Consider the following 16,465-nt stretch of genomic DNA (forward strand, 5'->3'; position numbering starts at 1 on the left):
TGAGGGGTTTCGTGGGATTGACGGATACCACAACGCCAAATGACCGGACCCAGGGCCCGGCGCAGGATCAGGGCTCGCCGGTTGTCTATGACCGCCGGTCGCTGACCTATGCCAACAGCTTCGACACGCCCCTGGTCCGCTTCGTGATCAACGCGATCGAGTGGATGACCGGCAAGATCACCATCATCCGCCGGGTCCGCGCCTTCGAGAACCTGGGCACCTTCAAGGGGCAGGCCTTCTGGCCCGCGACGATGCAGGTGATGGGGATCGAGTTGCAGACGCCGCAGCACCAATTGGACCGTATCCCCGCCACCGGGCCGGTGGTCTTCGTGGCCAACCATCCGCACGGTCTGGTCGATGGCATGATCCTGGCCGACCTGATCGGGCGGCGGCGCAACGATTACCGGATCCTGACCCGCTCGATCCTGACCGGCATCGACGAGAGTGCCGCCAGCTACATGATCCCGGTGCCCTTCCCGCACCAGCCCGACGCGCAGCGCGAGATGATCCGGATGCGCGGGCAATGTATGGAACACCTGGGCGAGGGCGGGTTGATCGCGCTGTTTCCCTCGGGCGTGGTGGCGACCTCGGAGACCATGTTCGGCCCCGTGATCGAGGCGGAATGGAATGTCTTCACCGCCAAGATGATCCGCAAATCGGGTGCCACCATCGTGCCGTGCTATTTCCAGGGCACCAATTCGCGCGCCTACCAGATCGCCAACCGCGTCTCGCCCGCGATCCGGCAGGGGCTGCTGTTGCACGAGGTGGTCAAGAGCTTCGACAAGCCGCAAGCCCCGATCATCGGCAAGCCGATCGGGCCGGAGGAATGGGAAGACCGCATCACCCATCCGCGCCAGTTCATGGCCTGGCTGCGCGAGCGCACGCTGTCCTTGAAGAGCGATCCCGATCGGGGGTGAGCGCGGTTCAGCTTCGAATTGCCTTCGGCAATCCGACCAACCGGGGCTCTGCCCGTCGCCATTGTCGCTCGGACCAATGGCGCAACAATGACGACCCCGAGGTATTTTCGGCAAAATGAAAGGGATCAGCGCGTCGGGACGGGCGTTTCGCCGCGATAGTCGTAGAAGCCGCGTTGCGTCTTGCGACCGAGCCAGCCGGCCTCGACATATTTGGTGAGCAGCGGGCAGGGGCGATACTTGGTGTCGGCCAGCCCGTCATGCAGAACGTTCATGATCGCAAGGCAGGTGTCCAGCCCGATGAAATCGGCCAGTTCCAGCGGCCCCATCGGGTGGTTTGCGCCCAGTTTCAGCGATTCGTCGATGGATTTGACGTTCCCGACCCCTTCATAGAGCGTGTAGACCGCCTCGTTGATCATCGGCATCAGGATGCGGTTGACGATGAAGGCGGGGAAGTCTTCCGCCGTGGCGGCGGTCTTGCCGAGGCGGTCGACGACCTCCTGGCAGGCCTTGAAGGTGGGCTCGTCGGTGGCGATGCCGCGGATCAGTTCGACCAGCTGCATCACGGGCACCGGGTTCATGAAGTGGAAGCCCATGAATTTCTCGGGCCGGTCGGTGCGGCTGGCGAGCCGGGTGATCGAGATCGAGGAGGTGTTCGAGGTCAGGATCGTGTTGGGCTTGAGATGCGGCAGAAGGTCTTCGAAAATCGCCTGCTTGACGGTTTCGCGTTCGGTCGCGGCCTCGATGATCAGGTCGCAGCGCCCCAGGTCGGTCAGCGTCAGCGTGGTCGTGATGCGGTCCAGGGCGGCGTCGCGGTCTGCCTGGCTGACCTTCTCGCGGCTGACCTGGCGATCCAGGTTACGCCCGATCAGGGCCATGGCGGCATCCAGGCTTTCCTGGGAAATGTCAGTCATCACAACGTCATAGCCCGCAAGCGCGCAAACATGCGCGATGCCGTTGCCCATCTGGCCCGCGCCGACGATACCGATTGATTGAATGCTCATGTCCTGCTGCCTCCGGGCGCGTTTCTGGGCCGTGATCTGCGCGCACTCTAGGCGCGGGGGGCGGGGCCATACAAGGCGAAAGACCCGAGCGGATTGTGCGAAAAAACCGCACAACTTGTCGCTTTAGCCAATTGGCAACCGGGGCTTTGCAATCTGGGTCCGGGTGAGTCGAAACATGGTGGGTGAACCATATGAGCTATGCACAACTGGGCAGGGATGCCCTGGACTATCAGCCGTGCCAGTATCCGGGGTCGCCGATGACCTTCCGGGGGCCGAAATGCGATCTGGAGGAGCCCTATATCCTCTGTCTTGGCGGGTCCGAGACCTTTGGCAAGTTCTCAACCGACCCGTTTCCGGACCGGTTGGGGGACCGGTTGGGGCGGCGGGTCGTGAACATGGGGGCGATGAATGCGGGCGTCGATCTGTTCCTGCACGATGCGGCGGTGAAGGCGGCGATGGGCCGGGCGCAGGCCGTGGTGCTGCAGGTGCCGGGTGCCGCCAACATGTCGAACCGGTTCTTCACGGTGCATCCGCGCCGCAACGACCGGTTCCTGAAGGCTTCGACCATGATGCGCACGATCTTCCGCGAGGTCGATTTCACCGAGTTCCATTTCACGCGCCACATGCTGAGCGCGCTCAAGGCGCGGTCCGCCGACCGGTTCGGTGTCGTGGTCGAGGAGTTGCGCGCGGCCTGGGTCGCCCGCATGGCGCAACTGATCGAGCGGAGCCCGGTGCCGGTGCATCTGCTGTGGCTGTCGCATCGCGCGCCCTCGGATGAGGTGATGGCGGAGTTGGGATATGACCCCCTCTTCGTCACCGCGACCATGCTGGACGAGGTGGCCCCGCTGGCCGACAGCCTCAGCGTGGCGGTCTGGGAGGATGACGGCCGCGCGCCCGAAGACCGCGGGCTGTCCTTCGGCAGGGGCGAGGAGGCGGCGGCCAGCGTGATGCCGGGGCCCGCCGATCATGAGCGGGTCAGCCAGGTGTTGGCGGAGCTTCTGGGATAAAGAAAAAAGGCCCGTCCGTTAGCCGGGCGGGCCTTCGTTTCATGCGGTAGGGCGGGGTCCCTTCCCGCCACGCCGGTTACAGTTTCTCGGTCAGTTCCGGCACCGCGGTGAAGAGGTCGGCGACCAGTCCGTAATCGGCGACCTGGAAGATCGGTGCCTCTTCGTCCTTGTTGATCGCGACGATCACCTTGCTGTCCTTCATGCCCGCGAGGTGCTGGATCGCGCCGGAGATGCCGACCGCGACGTAGAGATCGGGGGCGACGACCTTGCCGGTCTGCCCGACCTGCCAGTCGTTCGGCGCGTAGCCGGAATCGACCGCCGCGCGGGAGGCCCCGACAGCGGCGCCGAGCTTGTCGGCCAGCTTCTCGATCAGAGCGAAGTCTTCCTCCGAGCCGACACCGCGCCCGCCCGAGACCACCACACCGGCGGAGGTCAGTTCGGGGCGGTCGCTTGCCGCCACCTTGTCCTCGACCCATTCGGAGAGGCCGGGGTTTTCCGCCGCGCCGATGGTCTCGATCGTGGCCGAGCCGCCATCGCCTGCGGCATCAAAGGTGGAGGTCCGGATCGTGATGACCTTTTTCGCATCCGAGGATTTCACCGTCTGGATCGCGTTGCCGGCATAGATCGGGCGTTCGAACGTGTCGGCGTCGACAACGCCGGAGGCATCCGAGATCACCATCACATCCAGAAGCGCCGCGACACGCGGCATCACGTTCTTCGCATCCGTGGTGGCGGGCGCGACGATGTGGTCGTAATCGCCCGCGAGGCTCACGATCAGGGCGGCGGTGGATTCGGCCAGGCGGTGGCCGAGCGAGGCATCCTCGGCGACCAGCACCTTGGAAATACCGTCGATCTTGGCCGCGGCCTCACCTGCCGCGGCGGCAGACGCCCCGCAGCAGAGCGCGGTCACATCGCCCAGTTTCACCGCCGCGGTGACGGCCTTGGCGGTGGCGTCCAGCGCCAGTTCGCCATTGGTAACTTCTGCCAGAAGAAGAACAGACATTCAGACAACCCCCGCTTCTTTGAGTTTCGCAACCAGTTCATCGACCGATCCGACGATTTCCCCGGCCTTGCGCGCCTCGGGCTCGGCGGTCTTGACCACCTCTAGGCGCGGCGTGACATCGACGCCGTAATCGGCGGCGGTTTTCTCGTCCAGCGGCTTCTTCTTCGCCTTCATGATGTTGGGCAGGGACGCATAGCGCGGCTCGTTCAGGCGCAAATCGACGGTGACGATGGTGGGCATCTTGACCTTGATGGTCTGCAGGCCCCCATCCACTTCGCGCGTGACCTTGGCGTGGTCGCCCTCGATGTCAAGTTCAGAGGCGAAGGTGCCCTGGGACCAGCCCAGAAGGGCCGCCAGCATCTGGCCGGTCGCGTTCATGTCATTGTCGATGGCCTGCTTGCCGCAAAGGACCAGGCCGGGCTGTTCCTCATCCACGATGGCCTTGAGGATCTTGGCAACCGCCAGCGGCTCGATATCCTGATGCACATCGTCGGCGGCGATGACCAGGATGGCGCGGTCCGCGCCCATGGCCAGCGCGGTGCGCAGGGTTTCCTGGCTCTGCTTGACGCCGATGGAGACGGCGACGACCTCTTCCGCGGCGCCTTTTTCGCGCAGGCGGATGGCCTCTTCGACGGCAATCTCGTCAAACGGGTTCATCGACATCTTCACATTGGCAAGATCGACCCCGCTGCCATCCGCCTTGACGCGAACCTTCACGTTGTAGTCGATCACGCGTTTGACGGGCACAAGCACCTTCATCGCAACGTCTCTCCTCTTGTGTATCTTCGCCGCGGGGGGTGGCCCCAGGGCGATCTCATCCCTTGCGTGTTATCGTTTCCGCGGCCCCCGCAACAGGGCAAAATCGACGCGTCCCGGCGAAAGGACGCCGCGTTTTTTTCATTTTCGGGCGACAGAGCCGGGAAATCGCCCCGGCCATGTTAGGATGGTGCCGGATTTCAGGGAAGGAAACGGCATGGAGAAAGTGCTTGGATTCGGCGGGTTCTTCTTTCGGGCGGAGGATCCGGGGGCGCTGGCGGGCTGGTATCGCGATCACCTGGGGGTGGACCCTGTGCCGGGCGATGAAACCGGCAGCCCCTGGATGACCGAGGCCGGGGCGACCGTGTTCGCGCCCTTTGCCGCCGACACGGACTATTTCGCCCCAGACAAGTCCTTCATGCTGAATTTCCGGGTCCGCGATCTGGATGCGATGATCGAGCAGTTGGAACGGGCGGGCATCGATATCTACAACCGTCAGGAGATGGAGGGCATCGGCCGGTTTGCGCATCTGCGCGACCCCGAGGGCAATCCGATCGAGGTGTGGGAGCCCGCGTGACGCGCAAGAACGGTCAGGCGGGCGCGCCGCGCGTTGCGTAACCTGGGGCTCATGACTGGAATGACGCATAGGGATATCGTGGTGGAGACGCTCTGGCGGGTGGAAATCACCCGTGCCGAGCGGCCCGATCTGGACCGGCTGGCCAGGGCCGCCGGGGTCAGCCGCTTTCACCTGACCCGAGCGTTCAGCCTGCGCACCGGGTGGTCGCTCATGGCCTATGTCCGCGCACGACGGCTGAGCGAGGCCGCATTGCAGATGCGGGCGGGCGCGAGCGTGACCGAGGCGGCATTGGACGCAGGGTATGACAGTGTCGAGGCGTTCTCCCGCGCCTTCCGGTCCTTCTTTGGCGGCCCGCCAAGCGTGCTTGGCCCCGCCCTGACAGACGACCAGCTACAGGAGGCCATCGACATGACGACCAGCAGCAAGACATTGCCCGAACCGCGCATCGTGGACATGCCCGCGCGCAAGGTCCACGGGCTCTCGGGGCGCTACAGCCCCGCCGACCGCGCCCGCATCCCCGCGCAATGGCAACGCTTCGCCGATGGATGGGGCGAGCAGATTGAACGGCAGGAGAGTTTTGGCATCTGCTACGAATTCGACGAGGAGGGTGGCTTTGCCTATTTCTGCGGCGTCGCGGATGTGGCCGACGAGACCGGCCTTGAGACGCTGCACCTGCCTGCCGGACGCTATGCCTGTTTCGATCATGCGGGCCATGTCTCGACCATCTCGGACACCTGGGCCGCGATCTTCGAAAGTTGGGCGCCGCAGGCCGGAAACGAGATCGGCGGGGGGCCGGAGATCGAGCATTACAGCGCCGATTTCGAGCCCGAGAAGCCGGGGAACGTGGCGGTGTGCATTCCCCTTAAACCTGCGTGAACGGCCCTACGCGGCGCGGCTGATCAGTTCCACGATGACCGCGCCGTAACACAGCCCTGTTGCGGCCAGCACGAAGACATGCCAGATCGTGTTGTGATGCGGCAGGCGCTGCCACAGTAGGAACGGCACCCCGATCGTGTAGAGCAGCCCGCCGATGAGCAGCAGCAGGAAGCTGGCGCCGCTGACGAGGCTGACCAGCGGCCCGCCCCAGATCGCCCCCGCCCATCCAAGCGCCAGATAGAGCCCGGTGCTGAGCGGTTTCAGCCAGAGCGGCCCGAACAGGATCAGCGACGCGCCGGCCAGCGCCACGCCCCAGATGCCCGCCAGAAGCAGCCAGGCCTGTGACCCGGTCAGGGCCACCAGCGGCGTGTAGGTGCCCGCGATCTTGAGGTAGATCGCGGATTGGTCGAGGCGGCGCAGCCGGTCCTTCCAGGCGGGTTTCGGGATCATGTTGTAAAGTGCCGAGCAGGTCAGCATCGCCAGCAGGCAGGCCCCGTAAATGGCAATCGCGGTCAGCGTGCCCGCATCGCCCGCCCAGATCGCGGCCAGAACGATCAGCACCGGCACCGCGACCACGGCAATGGCGATACCCGAGACATGGATCGCCGCATCCGAGAAATACTCGGCGCGGGAATAGACGGGGGGATGACGCTGCAAGACCATGGGGCCGCCTTTCATGAGTGGGCTCCAAGCCTAGGGTGCCTTGGTTAAGAAACCTATATGCCGCCGAGGGTTACGTTACGGAAGCACACGGAATGCTTACCGGTTCGCGCCCGGAACCCACAACACATCCGCCCGGCCCTGGTCATTCGCCACCCGCGCCGCGACGAAGAACCAGTCCGACAGCCGGTTGAGGAACTTGACCGCCGCCGGGTTGACCTCCTCGATGCCGCTCAACTCCACCGCCAGCCGCTCGGCCCGCCGTGCGACGGTGCGGCACAGATGCAGATGCGCGCTGGCCGGTGTTCCGCCAGGCAGGATGAAGCTGCGCAGCGGCTCAAGCCCCCCATTCATCGCGTCGATCTCGCGCTCCAACCGGTCGATCTGGGCCGGGTCCAGCCGCAAGGGCGGATATTCGGCCTCGGCATCCTTCTCCATCTCGGGGCGGCAGAGATCCGCGCCGAGATCGAAGAGGTCGTTCTGGATCGCGGCCAGTTGACCGGCCATCTTGCCCTCGGCATGAAGACGGGCCAGCCCGACGGTCGCGTTCAGCTCATCCACCGTGCCATAGGCGGTGACGCGGGGGGAATGTTTCGCGACCCGATCGCCATTGCCGAGCGCGGTGTCGCCGCCGTCGCCGGTGCGGGTGTAGATCTTGTTCAGGACAACCATGGCTTACCCTCCCGAGTTGCGGATATAGACAAAGGCGGCAATCAGCATCACAGCCACGAATTGCGCGGCGATGCGCCAGCGCATGATCTTGTTGGCGTTGCGCCTGTTGAATTCGCCGCCGCGCCGGAAGGTGCCGATCCCGAAGAGCAGGATGATCGCGACGGCGACGGTGGCGATCAGCGCCAGGGTGAAGAAGAGCGTTTCCATATCGGTTCCTTTCGGGCCTGATGTCACCCGTGGGCGATGACCCAATCCATCAGACGGGTGGGCAGGATGCGCTTGAGCGCGCCCAGGGCATAGGTCGGCGTGGTCACGTGGTAATGCGCGCGGGGGCGGCGGGCCTCCAGGGCGTGGATCAGTTTTACGACGACCGCATTGGCGGGCAGCTCGAACGGGGCTTTTTTGTCGCTTTCACCCTCGAAGCGCGGGATCAGCCAGTCGCGGTATTGATCGGCGCGGGCCGAGTTTTCCCAGTCGATCCAGGCCTCGAACTGCTTTTGCGAGTTGGCGCGGAACCGCGAGGTGACGGGGCCGGGCTGGATCGTGCTGACATGGATGGGCGTGCCGCGCATCTCGATGCGCAGCGTGTCGGTCAGCCCCTCCAGCGCGTGTTTCGTGGCCACATAGGCCCCGCGCCAGCGCAGGGGCACGAAGCCGAGGGCCGAGGAATTCTGCACGATGCGCCCGTGCCCCTGCGCCCGCATGACCGGGATGACGCGGCGGGTGAGGTCGTGCCAGCCGAAGAAATTGCTCTCGAAGATCGCGCGCAGCCCGTCCATCGGCAGGTCTTCCACCGCCGCGGGCATGCCGTAGGCGCCGTTGTTGAACAGCGCATCCAGCCTGCCGCCGGTCTGCTCCAACGCCCAGGCAAGTCCGGCCTCGATGCTGGCGGAATCGGTGTAATCCAGCACCCCCGCCGTCAGCCCTTCGCTGCGCAGGCGGCCGGTATCTTCCGCCTTGCGGCAGGTGGCCAGCACCTGCCAGCCGCGCGCCTGCATGGCGTGGGCACAGGCATAGCCGATGCCAGACGAACATCCGGTGATGAGAACGCTGCGTGTCACGTGCCTGGCCCTTCTTTCCCGCCCGCCGCCATCAGTTAGGGCAGGGCAGGGGCGAGGGCAAGCGGCCTCAGGGCGCGGCGGCCCGCAGGAAGCGCGTGGCCATGAAACCCGTCTGCCCCGTCTCGACGATCTCGATCCGGCTCCAGCCATTGCCCATATCCTCGATCCGGCGGGCTTGCGCGCCGTGCAGGGCGGTGCCCAGAACGACGGCCTCCGCCGAGGGGCGGGCGCGCAGGTTCACGGCATTGCCCGCAACCTCGAAGAGGGACGCGTCGGGCCTGGGCTGTTCTGCGGATGCGGCCAAACGGCTGCGGATCAGGGCGTTGCGGGCGGCGATCTCGACGGCCAGCGCGGCGGGGTCGGGCGCGGCCACGCGGATGACGCCTGCGCCCAGGTCGCCGGGACTGAGGCGCATCGCGATGGGGATGACCTCGCCCGAGGCGGTGGTGATCGACATTTGCGGGTCAGGCGAGGGGCGGGCGATCGGCGCGGCGGCCTCAAGGGCCGGGGATGGCGCGGCGATGGCGGGCGCGGGCGCATGGCGCGCGGCGGCGGCAGTCTCGTCATCATTCGGATCGCCCGGAATGGTGGCACCGAGGCCGACGATCATGGAAGCGGCGATCGTGATGCGTATCATGGCGGGGTCCTCCGGGTCTGTTATGTAAACAAAACCGATGTGACCCCTTTGGGTTCCCGATTATTATTGCTCAGGGCGCGCGGGTGGTCAGGAAAGCCGAGGACATGTAGCCCTCCTGCCCGGTTTCCAGGATGCGGATACGGGTCCAGCCGGTGGCCAGCGCCTCCAGCCGTTCGGCGGCCATTCCGTAGTTCATGTACCCGACCGCCGGGTAATAGGTCGAGGGGCCGGAGCGCAGGTTGATATAGGCCCCGGTCGCATAGACGACATCTGGCGGCAGCTCCGGGCCGACGGCGGCGCGGGTGACGGCGGCGACGGCGTCCCGAGCGCGGGCATTGGCCTCTTCCAAGCGGCGGGCCTCGGCGTGGCGGTCATCGGCCTCGATCCGGATCAGGCTGTCGCGGATCATGCCGGGGGGCACCTCGGCCGCGATGCGGATCACCTCGCCGTCGGCGGTGGTGATGGTCAGCAGGTCGTCATTGGCGTCGCTTTCCTCCCGGCGCATCGTCTCGGACAGGAACGCGCCAAGGGCGGCGGTGGGTCGGACCGGCGGTCTGGCCCGGGCCTGGGGCTGCGGAGCGGGCGGCGCCTGCGCCCCATAGACCAGCGCGCTGCTTGTGTCCGCGGGCAGGGTGGCGCGCGGGCTGGTATCGGGCAGCGCGACCAACGCGCCGAATCCGGCGAGCGCAATCAGGAACAGGGACAGGCGCAGCATCGTCTTGGGCGGCCCCTCATGGCGATGGCAAATGGTTAACGGATGGTAGTGTTACCGCACCTTGCCGTGCGCACGAAATTTTGCCTGCGATTTCCGACGTCTCGACAACAATCATGCGAATCTGCCCGGATTGTTGCCACACTTTCGCAAAATCCGGGCCAAGCCCCGCGAATCACTTTTTCCACGCCGACCGCCAGAGGCCGCTTTACCCTCCCGCGAAATGTGCAGTATCACCATGGCCATAATGAACGAGCAGTCAGACCAACACGACCCCCGCGAGACATCGGAGCCGCTGAGCCGCGCCATTGGCGCGCGCTATCTGCAATATGCGCTGTCCACGATCATGCACCGCGCGCTGCCCGATGCCCGCGACGGGATGAAGCCAGTGCATCGGCGCATCCTCTACGCGATGCGGGAATTGCGCCTGTCCTCGACGGGGGGCTTCCGCAAATCGGCCAAGATTTCCGGCGACGTGATGGGCAACTATCACCCGCATGGCGACGCCGCGATCTATGATGCCATGGCGCGGCTGGCGCAGGATTTCACCATCCGCTACCCGCTGGTCGACGGGCAGGGCAATTTCGGCAATATCGACGGCGACAACCCGGCGGCTTCGCGCTACACCGAGGCCCGCATGACCGCAATCTCCGAGGCCCTGATGGAGGGGCTGGCCGAGAACGCCGTCGATTTCCGCGATAATTACGACGGCACCCTGCGCGAACCCGAGGTTCTGCCCGCCGCCCTGCCGAACCTCTTGGCCAACGGGTCGAGCGGTATCGCGGTTGGCATGGCCACCAACATCCCGCCGCATAACCTGGACGAACTCATTGCCGCCTCGCTGCACCTGATCAAGACGCCGGATGCGCGCGACGACACGCTGCTGAACTATATCGAAGGCCCCGATTTCCCCACCGGCGGCGTCATCGTCGAGCCGCCCGAGAGCATGGCCCAGACCTACCGCACGGGACGCGGCGCCTTCCGCCTGCGCGCGAAATGGGAGGTCGAGGAGCTTGGCCGCGGCCAATGGCAGATCGTGGTGACGGAAATTCCCTATCAGGTCGCCAAGTCCAAGCTGATCGAGAAGATCGCCGAACTGATCCAGACCAAGAAGATCCCCATCCTCGCCGATGTGCGGGATGAAAGCGCCGATGACATCCGCATCGTGCTTGAGCCGCGATCGAAGACCGTGGACAAGGATCTGCTGATGGGGATGCTCTACCGCAATTCCGATCTGGAGACGCGGTTTTCGCTCAACATGAACGTGCTCATCGACGGGCGCACGCCCAAGGTGTGTTCGCTGAAAGAGGTTCTTCGCGCCTTCCTCGACCATCGCCGCGACGTGCTGTTGCGCCGCTCGCAGCACCGGATGGACAAGATCGACCACCGGCTGGAGGTGCTGGAAGGCTTCATCATCACCTTCCTCAACCTTGACCGCGTGATCGACATCATCCGCTATGATGACGACCCCAAGGCCGCGCTGATGCGCGAGGAATGGGGGCGGGAACATATCCGCGCCACCTCCGAGGCCGATTATGTCACGCCGCCCCCCGGCGAGGGCGAATTGACCGAGGTGCAGACCGAGGCGATCCTCAACATGCGCCTGCGCAGCTTGCGGCGGCTGGAGGAGATGGAGCTGCTGAAAGAGCAGGCCGCGCTGATGGAGGAACGCGCGGGGCTGGAGGATCTGCTGGCCAGCGAGGCCGTGCAATGGGACAGGATTTCCAGCGAATTGCGCGAGGTCCGCAAGCAGTTCGGCAAGGGCACCGAATTCGGGCGTCGCCGCACGCAGTTCGCCATCGCGGGCGAGGTAGAGGATGTGCCGCTGGAGGCCATGATCGAGCGCGAGCCGATCACCGTCGTCTGCTCGAAAATGGGCTGGATCCGGGCCATGAAGGGCCATGTCGACCTGTCCCAGCCGCTGAAATTCAAGGATGGCGACGAAGGCCGCTTCCAGTTCCACGCCGAGACGACCGACAAACTGCTCATGTTCGGCAATAATGGCAGGTTTTATACCATTGCCGCCACAAATTTGCCCGGAGGCCGCGGTATGGGTGAGCCTGTCCGCCTGATGGTGGACATGCCCAACGAGGTCGAGATCGTGGATTTGCAGATTTATTCACCCGGCACGAAACTGATGGTGGCCTCGACGGCCGGCGACGGTTTCATCGTGGCCGAGGATGATGTCGTCGCGCAGACCCGCGCAGGCAAACAGGTGCTGAATGTGAAGGGCGATGTGAAGGCGTCGGTCTGCACGAAAATCCGCCCCGGCGACGATCATGTCGCCTGTGTCGGCGAAAACCGCAAGGTTCTCGTCTTTCCCTTGTCCGAGATGCCGGAACTGGCACGCGGCAAGGGGGTGCGCCTGCAAAAATACAAGGATGGGGGCCTGTCAGACGCCCGCAGCTTTGCTCTGTCCGAAGGCCTCAGCTGGCACGATCCAGCGGGCCGGACCCGGACCGAGGCCGATTTGACCGAGTGGATGGGCAAGAGAGCCGCCACGGGGCGCATGGCGCCTCGGGGTTTCCCACGCGACAATCGGTTTACATGAAGGTCTGAATGAGCACTGTAAAAACGGATTTCGGCGGCGACAGGGGCGATCTCTTCGCCCTCATGCTGCGCACCTCTTTCCTGACCGTCATCACGCTCGGGATTTACCGGTTCTGGCGCACCACCAAGCTGCGCCGTTGGTACTGGTCCTCGATCCGGCCGGGGGGGATTCCGCTGGAATACACCGGCACGCCGCAGGAAAAGCTGATGGGCTTCTTCGTCGCGGTGATCGTGCTGGCGCTCTATATCTCACTGTTCAATCTTGCCGGTCTTTTCGTCGCCTTCAACATGGCCGACAACGACATCTCCTACATGACCTACGCGATCGGGGCCGCCCCCCTGGCGCTGGTCCCCGTGATCTTCGCGGCGCGCTATCGCGCCCGGCGCTATATCCTGTCGCGCTCCACCTGGCTCGGCATTCGTTTCGGCATGGATCCCGGTGCCTGGGGCTATGCCTGGCGGGCCTGCATGTACTGGCTCCTGGCCATCGTGACGCTCGGCCTGCTCTGGCCGCTGATGACCTTCCAGATGGAGCGCTACCTGACCGACCGCAGCTATTACGGCACCGCGAAATTCCGCCAGCACGGCAATCCCTTCATGCTCTACCCGCTGGCGATCCCCTTCTACGTGCTCGGCGCGGCCATCGTCGGCGTGCTGGTGCTGATCGCGGGTGAGACCGACGAGGCCACGATCGGCTGGTATATCATCCTGATCGTCGTTCTGTCGGTGCTGCTGGTTCTGTCGGGCTTCTATTTCCGCATCGCCTCGCTGCGCGCCATGGCCGGGTTGAAGGAACTTGGCGACGGCATGGAATTCGGGATCGAGCCGCGCACCGGCAAACTGCTGCGTATCCATATCTTCGGCAACCTGATCTCGGGTTTCCTGATCAGCTTTGTCTCGCCGGTGATCCTGGGCCTCGTGGTGGGCTTCCTCTACCTGATCGGGCGCGTCGATGCGGGCGCGATCACCAACCCGCCCCCAAACCTGGCGGCCTTTCTCGGCGCGCTGACCTGGCTGACGGTCTTCATTCTCTACGGCGTCTTCCGGCAGGTTTTCGTGACCTACCCCACGGTCCGCCACGTCGCCGCGACCCTTGAGCTTGAAGAACCCGCGGTGTTGCAGGGCATCCGCCAGCGCGACGTGGACAGAAACCGGGAGGCCGGCGGCTTTGCCGAGGCCCTCGATGTAGGAGCGGCATTCTGATGGCGACCATGACCCCCCAACGCGACGCGAAATTCGCCGCCAAGCTGGCCCTGGCCTATGGCGAGATCCTCGACGGCATCCGCCCCGCCCTGCAACGGGTGTCGCTGCGCCTGTCGGGCGATGGCGGCACGCTGGAGCTGCGCAACACCGCCACGAACACCACCGAGATCTGGCAGCTGGACGGCCTGCGTCTGGTGCCCGACCAGGCCCGGACCGACGCGCTGGTGCTGGCCCATCAGGGCTCGGGCGATGCGCGGCTGATCCTTCGCGACCACGAGGCGATCCGCGCCTTGCTGGCGGCCTGCCCGAACCTGCCCGATCTGGGAAGCGGGCGAGGCAGCCTGGGCAAGCTCCTGGCGCTCGGCACCGCGGCGGTCGCTTCCATCGCGCTCATTCTCTTCGTTCTCATCCCCTACATGGCCGATCGTGGCACCGACCTGATCCCGCCCGAGGCCGAGGTTGCCTTTGGCCGCACCACATTCGAAAGCCTGTCCGAGACGATGGAGTTCCGCGAATGCAAATCGCTGGAGGGCGACGCCGCGCTGGCGCAGATGCAGGCGCGGATCACGGATGGCCTGGATCTGGCCTGGCCCTTGCAGATTCGCGTTATCGACAACCCCGCCATCAACGCCTTCGCCCTTCCGGGCGGCCAGGTCGCCATCTATCGCGGGCTGATCGACGCCGCCGAGACGCCCGAGGAAGTGGCCGCCGTGCTGGCGCATGAGATCGGCCATGTCGTCAATCGCGACGGCACCCGCAGCATGATCCGCTCGATGGGGTCTTTCGGGATCGTCGGGCTGCTTTTCGGCGATGCGGTCGGCATGTCGGCGGCGGCGGGCGTCAGCCAGCGCCTGATCTCCTCGGCGCATAGCCGCGAGGCCGAGATCGCCGCCGATGCCTTTGCCCACCGGCAACTGACCCGCGCGGGCCTGCCGCCCTCGGCGATGGGCGACATGTTCGCCCGCATGCAGGCGCAGGGCCTGGGCGAGGATATGGGAGTCTTCCGGCACATCTCCTCGCATCCCGAACTGCGGGACCGGATCGAGGCGGCGATGCAGGCCGATACCGGCGCCGCGAATGGCGCGCCGGTGATCAGCAGCGCAGGGTGGGCCGCGTTACAGGCGATCTGCATCTAGGCCACGGGTTTTCGCCGATCATCCACCCGTGACCCGCACCGCAATTGCGCCCCGGCCCCGGCTTTGTTAACGAAGACGGGCTGCCAACCTCCGGAGGAGCTTCATGCGCGCCCTGACCCGTCTTGCCACCCTTGGTCTTGTCCTGATTCTGGGGGCCTGTGCCGCAAGCGACCCGCTTGAGGAAGACCTGCCCGACATGGGCGATTTCCGCCTCGCCTACAACATTGTCGTGGCCGACAACATGCAGCAGGTGCCGCCCTCGCGCAACGCCACCGGCGAGGAATGGATCGAGGTGCTGACCGCCGAGATCGACCGCCGCTTCGGCGGGTATGAGGGGGAGCGGCTCTATCACATCGCGATCCATGTCGATGCCTATTCGCTGGCCGTGCCGGGTATCCCCGTGGTGCTGTCGCCCAAGTCGATCCTGGTGATCTCGGCCAATGTCTGGGACGATGAATTGCAGGCCAAGCTGCATGAGGAGCCGCGCCAGTTGACCATCTTCGAAGGCGCATCGGCGCAATCCATCATCGGCTCGGGCCTGACCCGCTCGCGCGAGGAACAGATGCAGGTGCTGGCCCGCAATGCCGCGCGCCGGGTGCAGCTGTGGATGCTGGAAAATCCCGAATGGTTCTCGATCGACGAGGACACTGCAGCCGCCAATGCCGCGGCGCTCGCCGCCGAGGTCGAGGCCATTGAACAGCCGCCCGAGGACCTGCCGCCGGAATTGCAGTAAAGCGGGTGTTTTGGCCCATCTTGCCCTTGATTTTCCCAAGCCTTCTCGTGTAACGAGCGCGCGATATTGTAACCGGGCTCGGCACGGGCCCCTCGGAAGACAAGGCACCAGAATCCATGGGCAAGGAAAAGTTTGACCGTAGTAAACCGCATGTGAACATCGGCACGATCGGCCATGTTGACCACGGCAAGACGACCCTGACGGCTGCGATCACGAAGTATTTCGGCGATTTTCAGGCCTATGACCAGATCGACGGCGCGCCCGAGGAGAAGGCCCGCGGGATCACCATCTCGACCGCGCATGTCGAGTATGAGACCGACGCGCGCCACTACGCGCATGTCGACTGCCCCGGCCACGCCGACTACGTCAAGAACATGATCACCGGTGCCGCCCAGATGGACGGCGCGATCCTGGTGGTGAACGCCGCCGACGGGCCGATGCCGCAGACGCGCGAGCACATCTTGCTCGGTCGCCAGGTCGGCATCCCCTACATGGTCGTCTACATGAACAAGGTCGATCAGGTCGATGACGAGGAGCTGCTGGAACTGGTCGAGATGGAGATCCGCGAGCTGCTGAGCTCCTACGAGTATCCCGGCGACGACATCCCGATCATTCCGGGCTCGGCGCTGGCCGCCCTTGAGGGCCGTGACGAGGAGATCGGCGAGAAGTCGATCCGCGCCCTGATGGCGGCTGTCGATGAGTATATCCCGACGCCCGAGCGCGCCGTGGACCAGCCCTTCCTGATGCCGATCGAGGACGTGTTCTCGATCTCGGGCCGCGGCACCGTGGTCACGGGCCGTGTCGAGCGGGGCGTGATCAATGTGGGCGACGAGATCGAGATCGTCGGCATCCGCGACACCAAGAAGACGACCTGCACCGGCGTGGAAATGTTCCGCAAGCTGCTGGATCGTGGGGAAGCGGGCGACAATATCGGCGCGCTCCTGCGCGGTATCGACCGTGAGGG

General features: G+C 65.2%; 18 protein-coding genes. 9 read left to right on the forward strand and 9 right to left on the reverse strand.

Going from position 1 to position 16,465, the window contains the following annotated elements:
• The first annotated feature begins 17 nt into the window (after positions 1 to 17).
• Positions 18 to 917, forward strand: coding sequence for a lysophospholipid acyltransferase family protein (locus AC13C7_RS03725; protein ID WP_235952704.1), 900 nt, complete (start codon positions 18 to 20; stop codon positions 915 to 917).
• A 125-nt stretch (positions 918 to 1,042) separates the two neighbouring features.
• Here the strand turns inward: AC13C7_RS03725 and AC13C7_RS03730 are convergent, their stop codons facing one another.
• On the reverse strand, positions 1,043 to 1,918 hold the full coding sequence (locus AC13C7_RS03730; protein ID WP_446120653.1) for a 3-hydroxybutyryl-CoA dehydrogenase: 876 nt from the start codon (positions 1,916 to 1,918) through the stop codon (positions 1,043 to 1,045).
• Between the two features lie 191 nt (positions 1,919 to 2,109).
• Between AC13C7_RS03730 and AC13C7_RS03735 the strand changes: the two genes are divergently transcribed.
• Complete coding sequence (locus tag AC13C7_RS03735) at positions 2,110 to 2,925, forward strand: DUF6473 family protein (protein ID WP_482866641.1); 816 nt, start codon at positions 2,110 to 2,112, stop codon at positions 2,923 to 2,925.
• A gap of 76 nt (positions 2,926 to 3,001) precedes the next feature.
• On the opposite strand, the gene AC13C7_RS03740 is transcribed toward AC13C7_RS03735, so the two are convergent.
• Together AC13C7_RS03740 and AC13C7_RS03745 are read right to left on the reverse strand one after the other, a co-directional pair.
• A complete protein-coding gene (locus tag AC13C7_RS03740; protein WP_172320169.1) occupies positions 3,002 to 3,928 on the reverse strand; it encodes an electron transfer flavoprotein subunit alpha/FixB family protein in 927 nt (308 codons plus the stop codon).
• Complete coding sequence (locus AC13C7_RS03745) at positions 3,929 to 4,687, reverse strand: electron transfer flavoprotein subunit beta/FixA family protein (RefSeq protein ID WP_172320168.1); 759 nt, start codon at positions 4,685 to 4,687, stop codon at positions 3,929 to 3,931.
• 214 nt (positions 4,688 to 4,901) lie between these two features.
• Here AC13C7_RS03745 and AC13C7_RS03750 point away from each other — a divergent pair, with 214 nt between their 5' ends.
• Both AC13C7_RS03750 and AC13C7_RS03755 read left to right on the forward strand, forming a co-directional pair.
• On the forward strand, positions 4,902 to 5,261 hold the full coding sequence (locus AC13C7_RS03750; RefSeq protein WP_172320167.1) for a VOC family protein: 360 nt from the start codon (positions 4,902 to 4,904) through the stop codon (positions 5,259 to 5,261).
• Positions 5,262 to 5,321: 60 nt separating this feature from the next.
• Positions 5,322 to 6,137, forward strand: a complete 816-nt coding sequence (locus AC13C7_RS03755) for an AraC family transcriptional regulator (RefSeq protein WP_172320166.1) — start codon at positions 5,322 to 5,324, stop codon at positions 6,135 to 6,137.
• A 6-nt stretch (positions 6,138 to 6,143) separates the two neighbouring features.
• Here the strand turns inward: AC13C7_RS03755 and trhA are convergent, their stop codons facing one another.
• The 6 genes from trhA to AC13C7_RS03785 all read right to left on the reverse strand — a co-directional run bounded on the left by trhA (position 6,144) and on the right by AC13C7_RS03785 (position 9,882).
• Positions 6,144 to 6,815: a PAQR family membrane homeostasis protein TrhA gene (trhA, locus tag AC13C7_RS03760; RefSeq protein WP_235952703.1), complete on the reverse strand. Its 672-nt coding sequence runs from the start codon at positions 6,813 to 6,815 to the stop codon at positions 6,144 to 6,146.
• 81 nt (positions 6,816 to 6,896) lie between these two features.
• Entirely contained in the window at positions 6,897 to 7,469 is a 573-nt protein-coding gene (locus tag AC13C7_RS03765; RefSeq protein WP_482866642.1) for a cob(I)yrinic acid a,c-diamide adenosyltransferase, read from the reverse strand.
• Positions 7,470 to 7,472: 3 nt separating this feature from the next.
• The gene (locus AC13C7_RS03770) at positions 7,473 to 7,676 is read right to left on the reverse strand and encodes a twin transmembrane helix small protein (RefSeq protein WP_482866643.1); all 204 of its coding nucleotides are present in this window, start codon (positions 7,674 to 7,676) and stop codon (positions 7,473 to 7,475) included.
• A 23-nt stretch (positions 7,677 to 7,699) separates the two neighbouring features.
• Positions 7,700 to 8,530 carry an SDR family NAD(P)-dependent oxidoreductase gene (locus tag AC13C7_RS03775; protein ID WP_446169441.1) on the reverse strand — a complete coding sequence of 277 codons (831 nt, stop codon included), beginning with the start codon at positions 8,528 to 8,530 and terminating at the stop codon, positions 7,700 to 7,702.
• Positions 8,531 to 8,597: 67 nt separating this feature from the next.
• Positions 8,598 to 9,167 (reverse strand): SH3 domain-containing protein, encoded by a 570-nt coding sequence (locus AC13C7_RS03780; protein ID WP_482866644.1) that lies wholly within the window; start codon positions 9,165 to 9,167, stop codon positions 8,598 to 8,600.
• Between the two features lie 70 nt (positions 9,168 to 9,237).
• Positions 9,238 to 9,882: an SH3 domain-containing protein gene (locus tag AC13C7_RS03785; RefSeq protein WP_482866645.1), complete on the reverse strand. Its 645-nt coding sequence runs from the start codon at positions 9,880 to 9,882 to the stop codon at positions 9,238 to 9,240.
• 244 nt (positions 9,883 to 10,126) lie between these two features.
• Here AC13C7_RS03785 and AC13C7_RS03790 point away from each other — a divergent pair, with 244 nt between their 5' ends.
• The 5 genes from AC13C7_RS03790 to tuf all read left to right on the forward strand — a co-directional run.
• Positions 10,127 to 12,430 (forward strand): DNA topoisomerase IV subunit A, encoded by a 2,304-nt coding sequence (locus AC13C7_RS03790; protein ID WP_482866646.1) that lies wholly within the window; start codon positions 10,127 to 10,129, stop codon positions 12,428 to 12,430.
• 8 nt (positions 12,431 to 12,438) lie between these two features.
• On the forward strand, positions 12,439 to 13,632 hold the full coding sequence (locus AC13C7_RS03795; protein ID WP_446120631.1) for a DUF898 family protein: 1,194 nt from the start codon (positions 12,439 to 12,441) through the stop codon (positions 13,630 to 13,632).
• Entirely contained in the window at positions 13,632 to 14,768 is a 1,137-nt protein-coding gene (locus AC13C7_RS03800; RefSeq protein WP_172320158.1) for a M48 family metallopeptidase, read from the forward strand. Before AC13C7_RS03795 ends, AC13C7_RS03800 begins: the two co-directional genes overlap by 1 nt.
• Positions 14,769 to 14,871: 103 nt before the next feature.
• On the forward strand, positions 14,872 to 15,501 hold the full coding sequence (locus tag AC13C7_RS03805; RefSeq protein ID WP_446120627.1) for a hypothetical protein: 630 nt from the start codon (positions 14,872 to 14,874) through the stop codon (positions 15,499 to 15,501).
• 116 nt (positions 15,502 to 15,617) lie between these two features.
• On the forward strand, positions 15,618 to 16,465 hold an 848-nt coding region (tuf, locus tag AC13C7_RS03810; RefSeq protein ID WP_482866647.1), incomplete at its 3' end, for an elongation factor Tu.

The organism is Alterinioella sp. B-7 (assembly GCF_056857775.1).

Excerpts from the sequence above, each read along its gene's own strand:
- trhA (WP_235952703.1), bottom strand. The coding sequence starts at position 6,815 with ATGAAAGGCGGCCCCATGGTCTTGCAGCGTCATCCCCCCGTCTATTCC.
- AC13C7_RS03745 (WP_172320168.1), bottom strand. The coding sequence starts at position 4,687 with ATGAAGGTGCTTGTGCCCGTCAAACGCGTGATCGACTACAACGTGAAG.
- AC13C7_RS03790 (WP_482866646.1), top strand. The coding sequence starts at position 10,127 with ATGAACGAGCAGTCAGACCAACACGACCCCCGCGAGACATCGGAGCCG.
- AC13C7_RS03780 (WP_482866644.1), bottom strand. The coding sequence starts at position 9,167 with ATGATACGCATCACGATCGCCGCTTCCATGATCGTCGGCCTCGGTGCC.
- AC13C7_RS03750 (WP_172320167.1), top strand. The coding sequence starts at position 4,902 with ATGGAGAAAGTGCTTGGATTCGGCGGGTTCTTCTTTCGGGCGGAGGAT.
- AC13C7_RS03765 (WP_482866642.1), bottom strand. The coding sequence starts at position 7,469 with ATGGTTGTCCTGAACAAGATCTACACCCGCACCGGCGACGGCGGCGAC.
- AC13C7_RS03795 (WP_446120631.1), top strand. The coding sequence starts at position 12,439 with ATGAGCACTGTAAAAACGGATTTCGGCGGCGACAGGGGCGATCTCTTC.
- AC13C7_RS03805 (WP_446120627.1), top strand. The coding sequence starts at position 14,872 with ATGCGCGCCCTGACCCGTCTTGCCACCCTTGGTCTTGTCCTGATTCTG.
- AC13C7_RS03785 (WP_482866645.1), bottom strand. The coding sequence starts at position 9,882 with ATGCTGCGCCTGTCCCTGTTCCTGATTGCGCTCGCCGGATTCGGCGCG.
- AC13C7_RS03735 (WP_482866641.1), top strand. The coding sequence starts at position 2,110 with ATGAGCTATGCACAACTGGGCAGGGATGCCCTGGACTATCAGCCGTGC.
- AC13C7_RS03755 (WP_172320166.1), top strand. The coding sequence starts at position 5,322 with ATGACGCATAGGGATATCGTGGTGGAGACGCTCTGGCGGGTGGAAATC.
- AC13C7_RS03730 (WP_446120653.1), bottom strand. The coding sequence starts at position 1,918 with ATGAGCATTCAATCAATCGGTATCGTCGGCGCGGGCCAGATGGGCAAC.
- AC13C7_RS03740 (WP_172320169.1), bottom strand. The coding sequence starts at position 3,928 with ATGTCTGTTCTTCTTCTGGCAGAAGTTACCAATGGCGAACTGGCGCTG.
- AC13C7_RS03800 (WP_172320158.1), top strand. The coding sequence starts at position 13,632 with ATGGCGACCATGACCCCCCAACGCGACGCGAAATTCGCCGCCAAGCTG.
- AC13C7_RS03770 (WP_482866643.1), bottom strand. The coding sequence starts at position 7,676 with ATGGAAACGCTCTTCTTCACCCTGGCGCTGATCGCCACCGTCGCCGTC.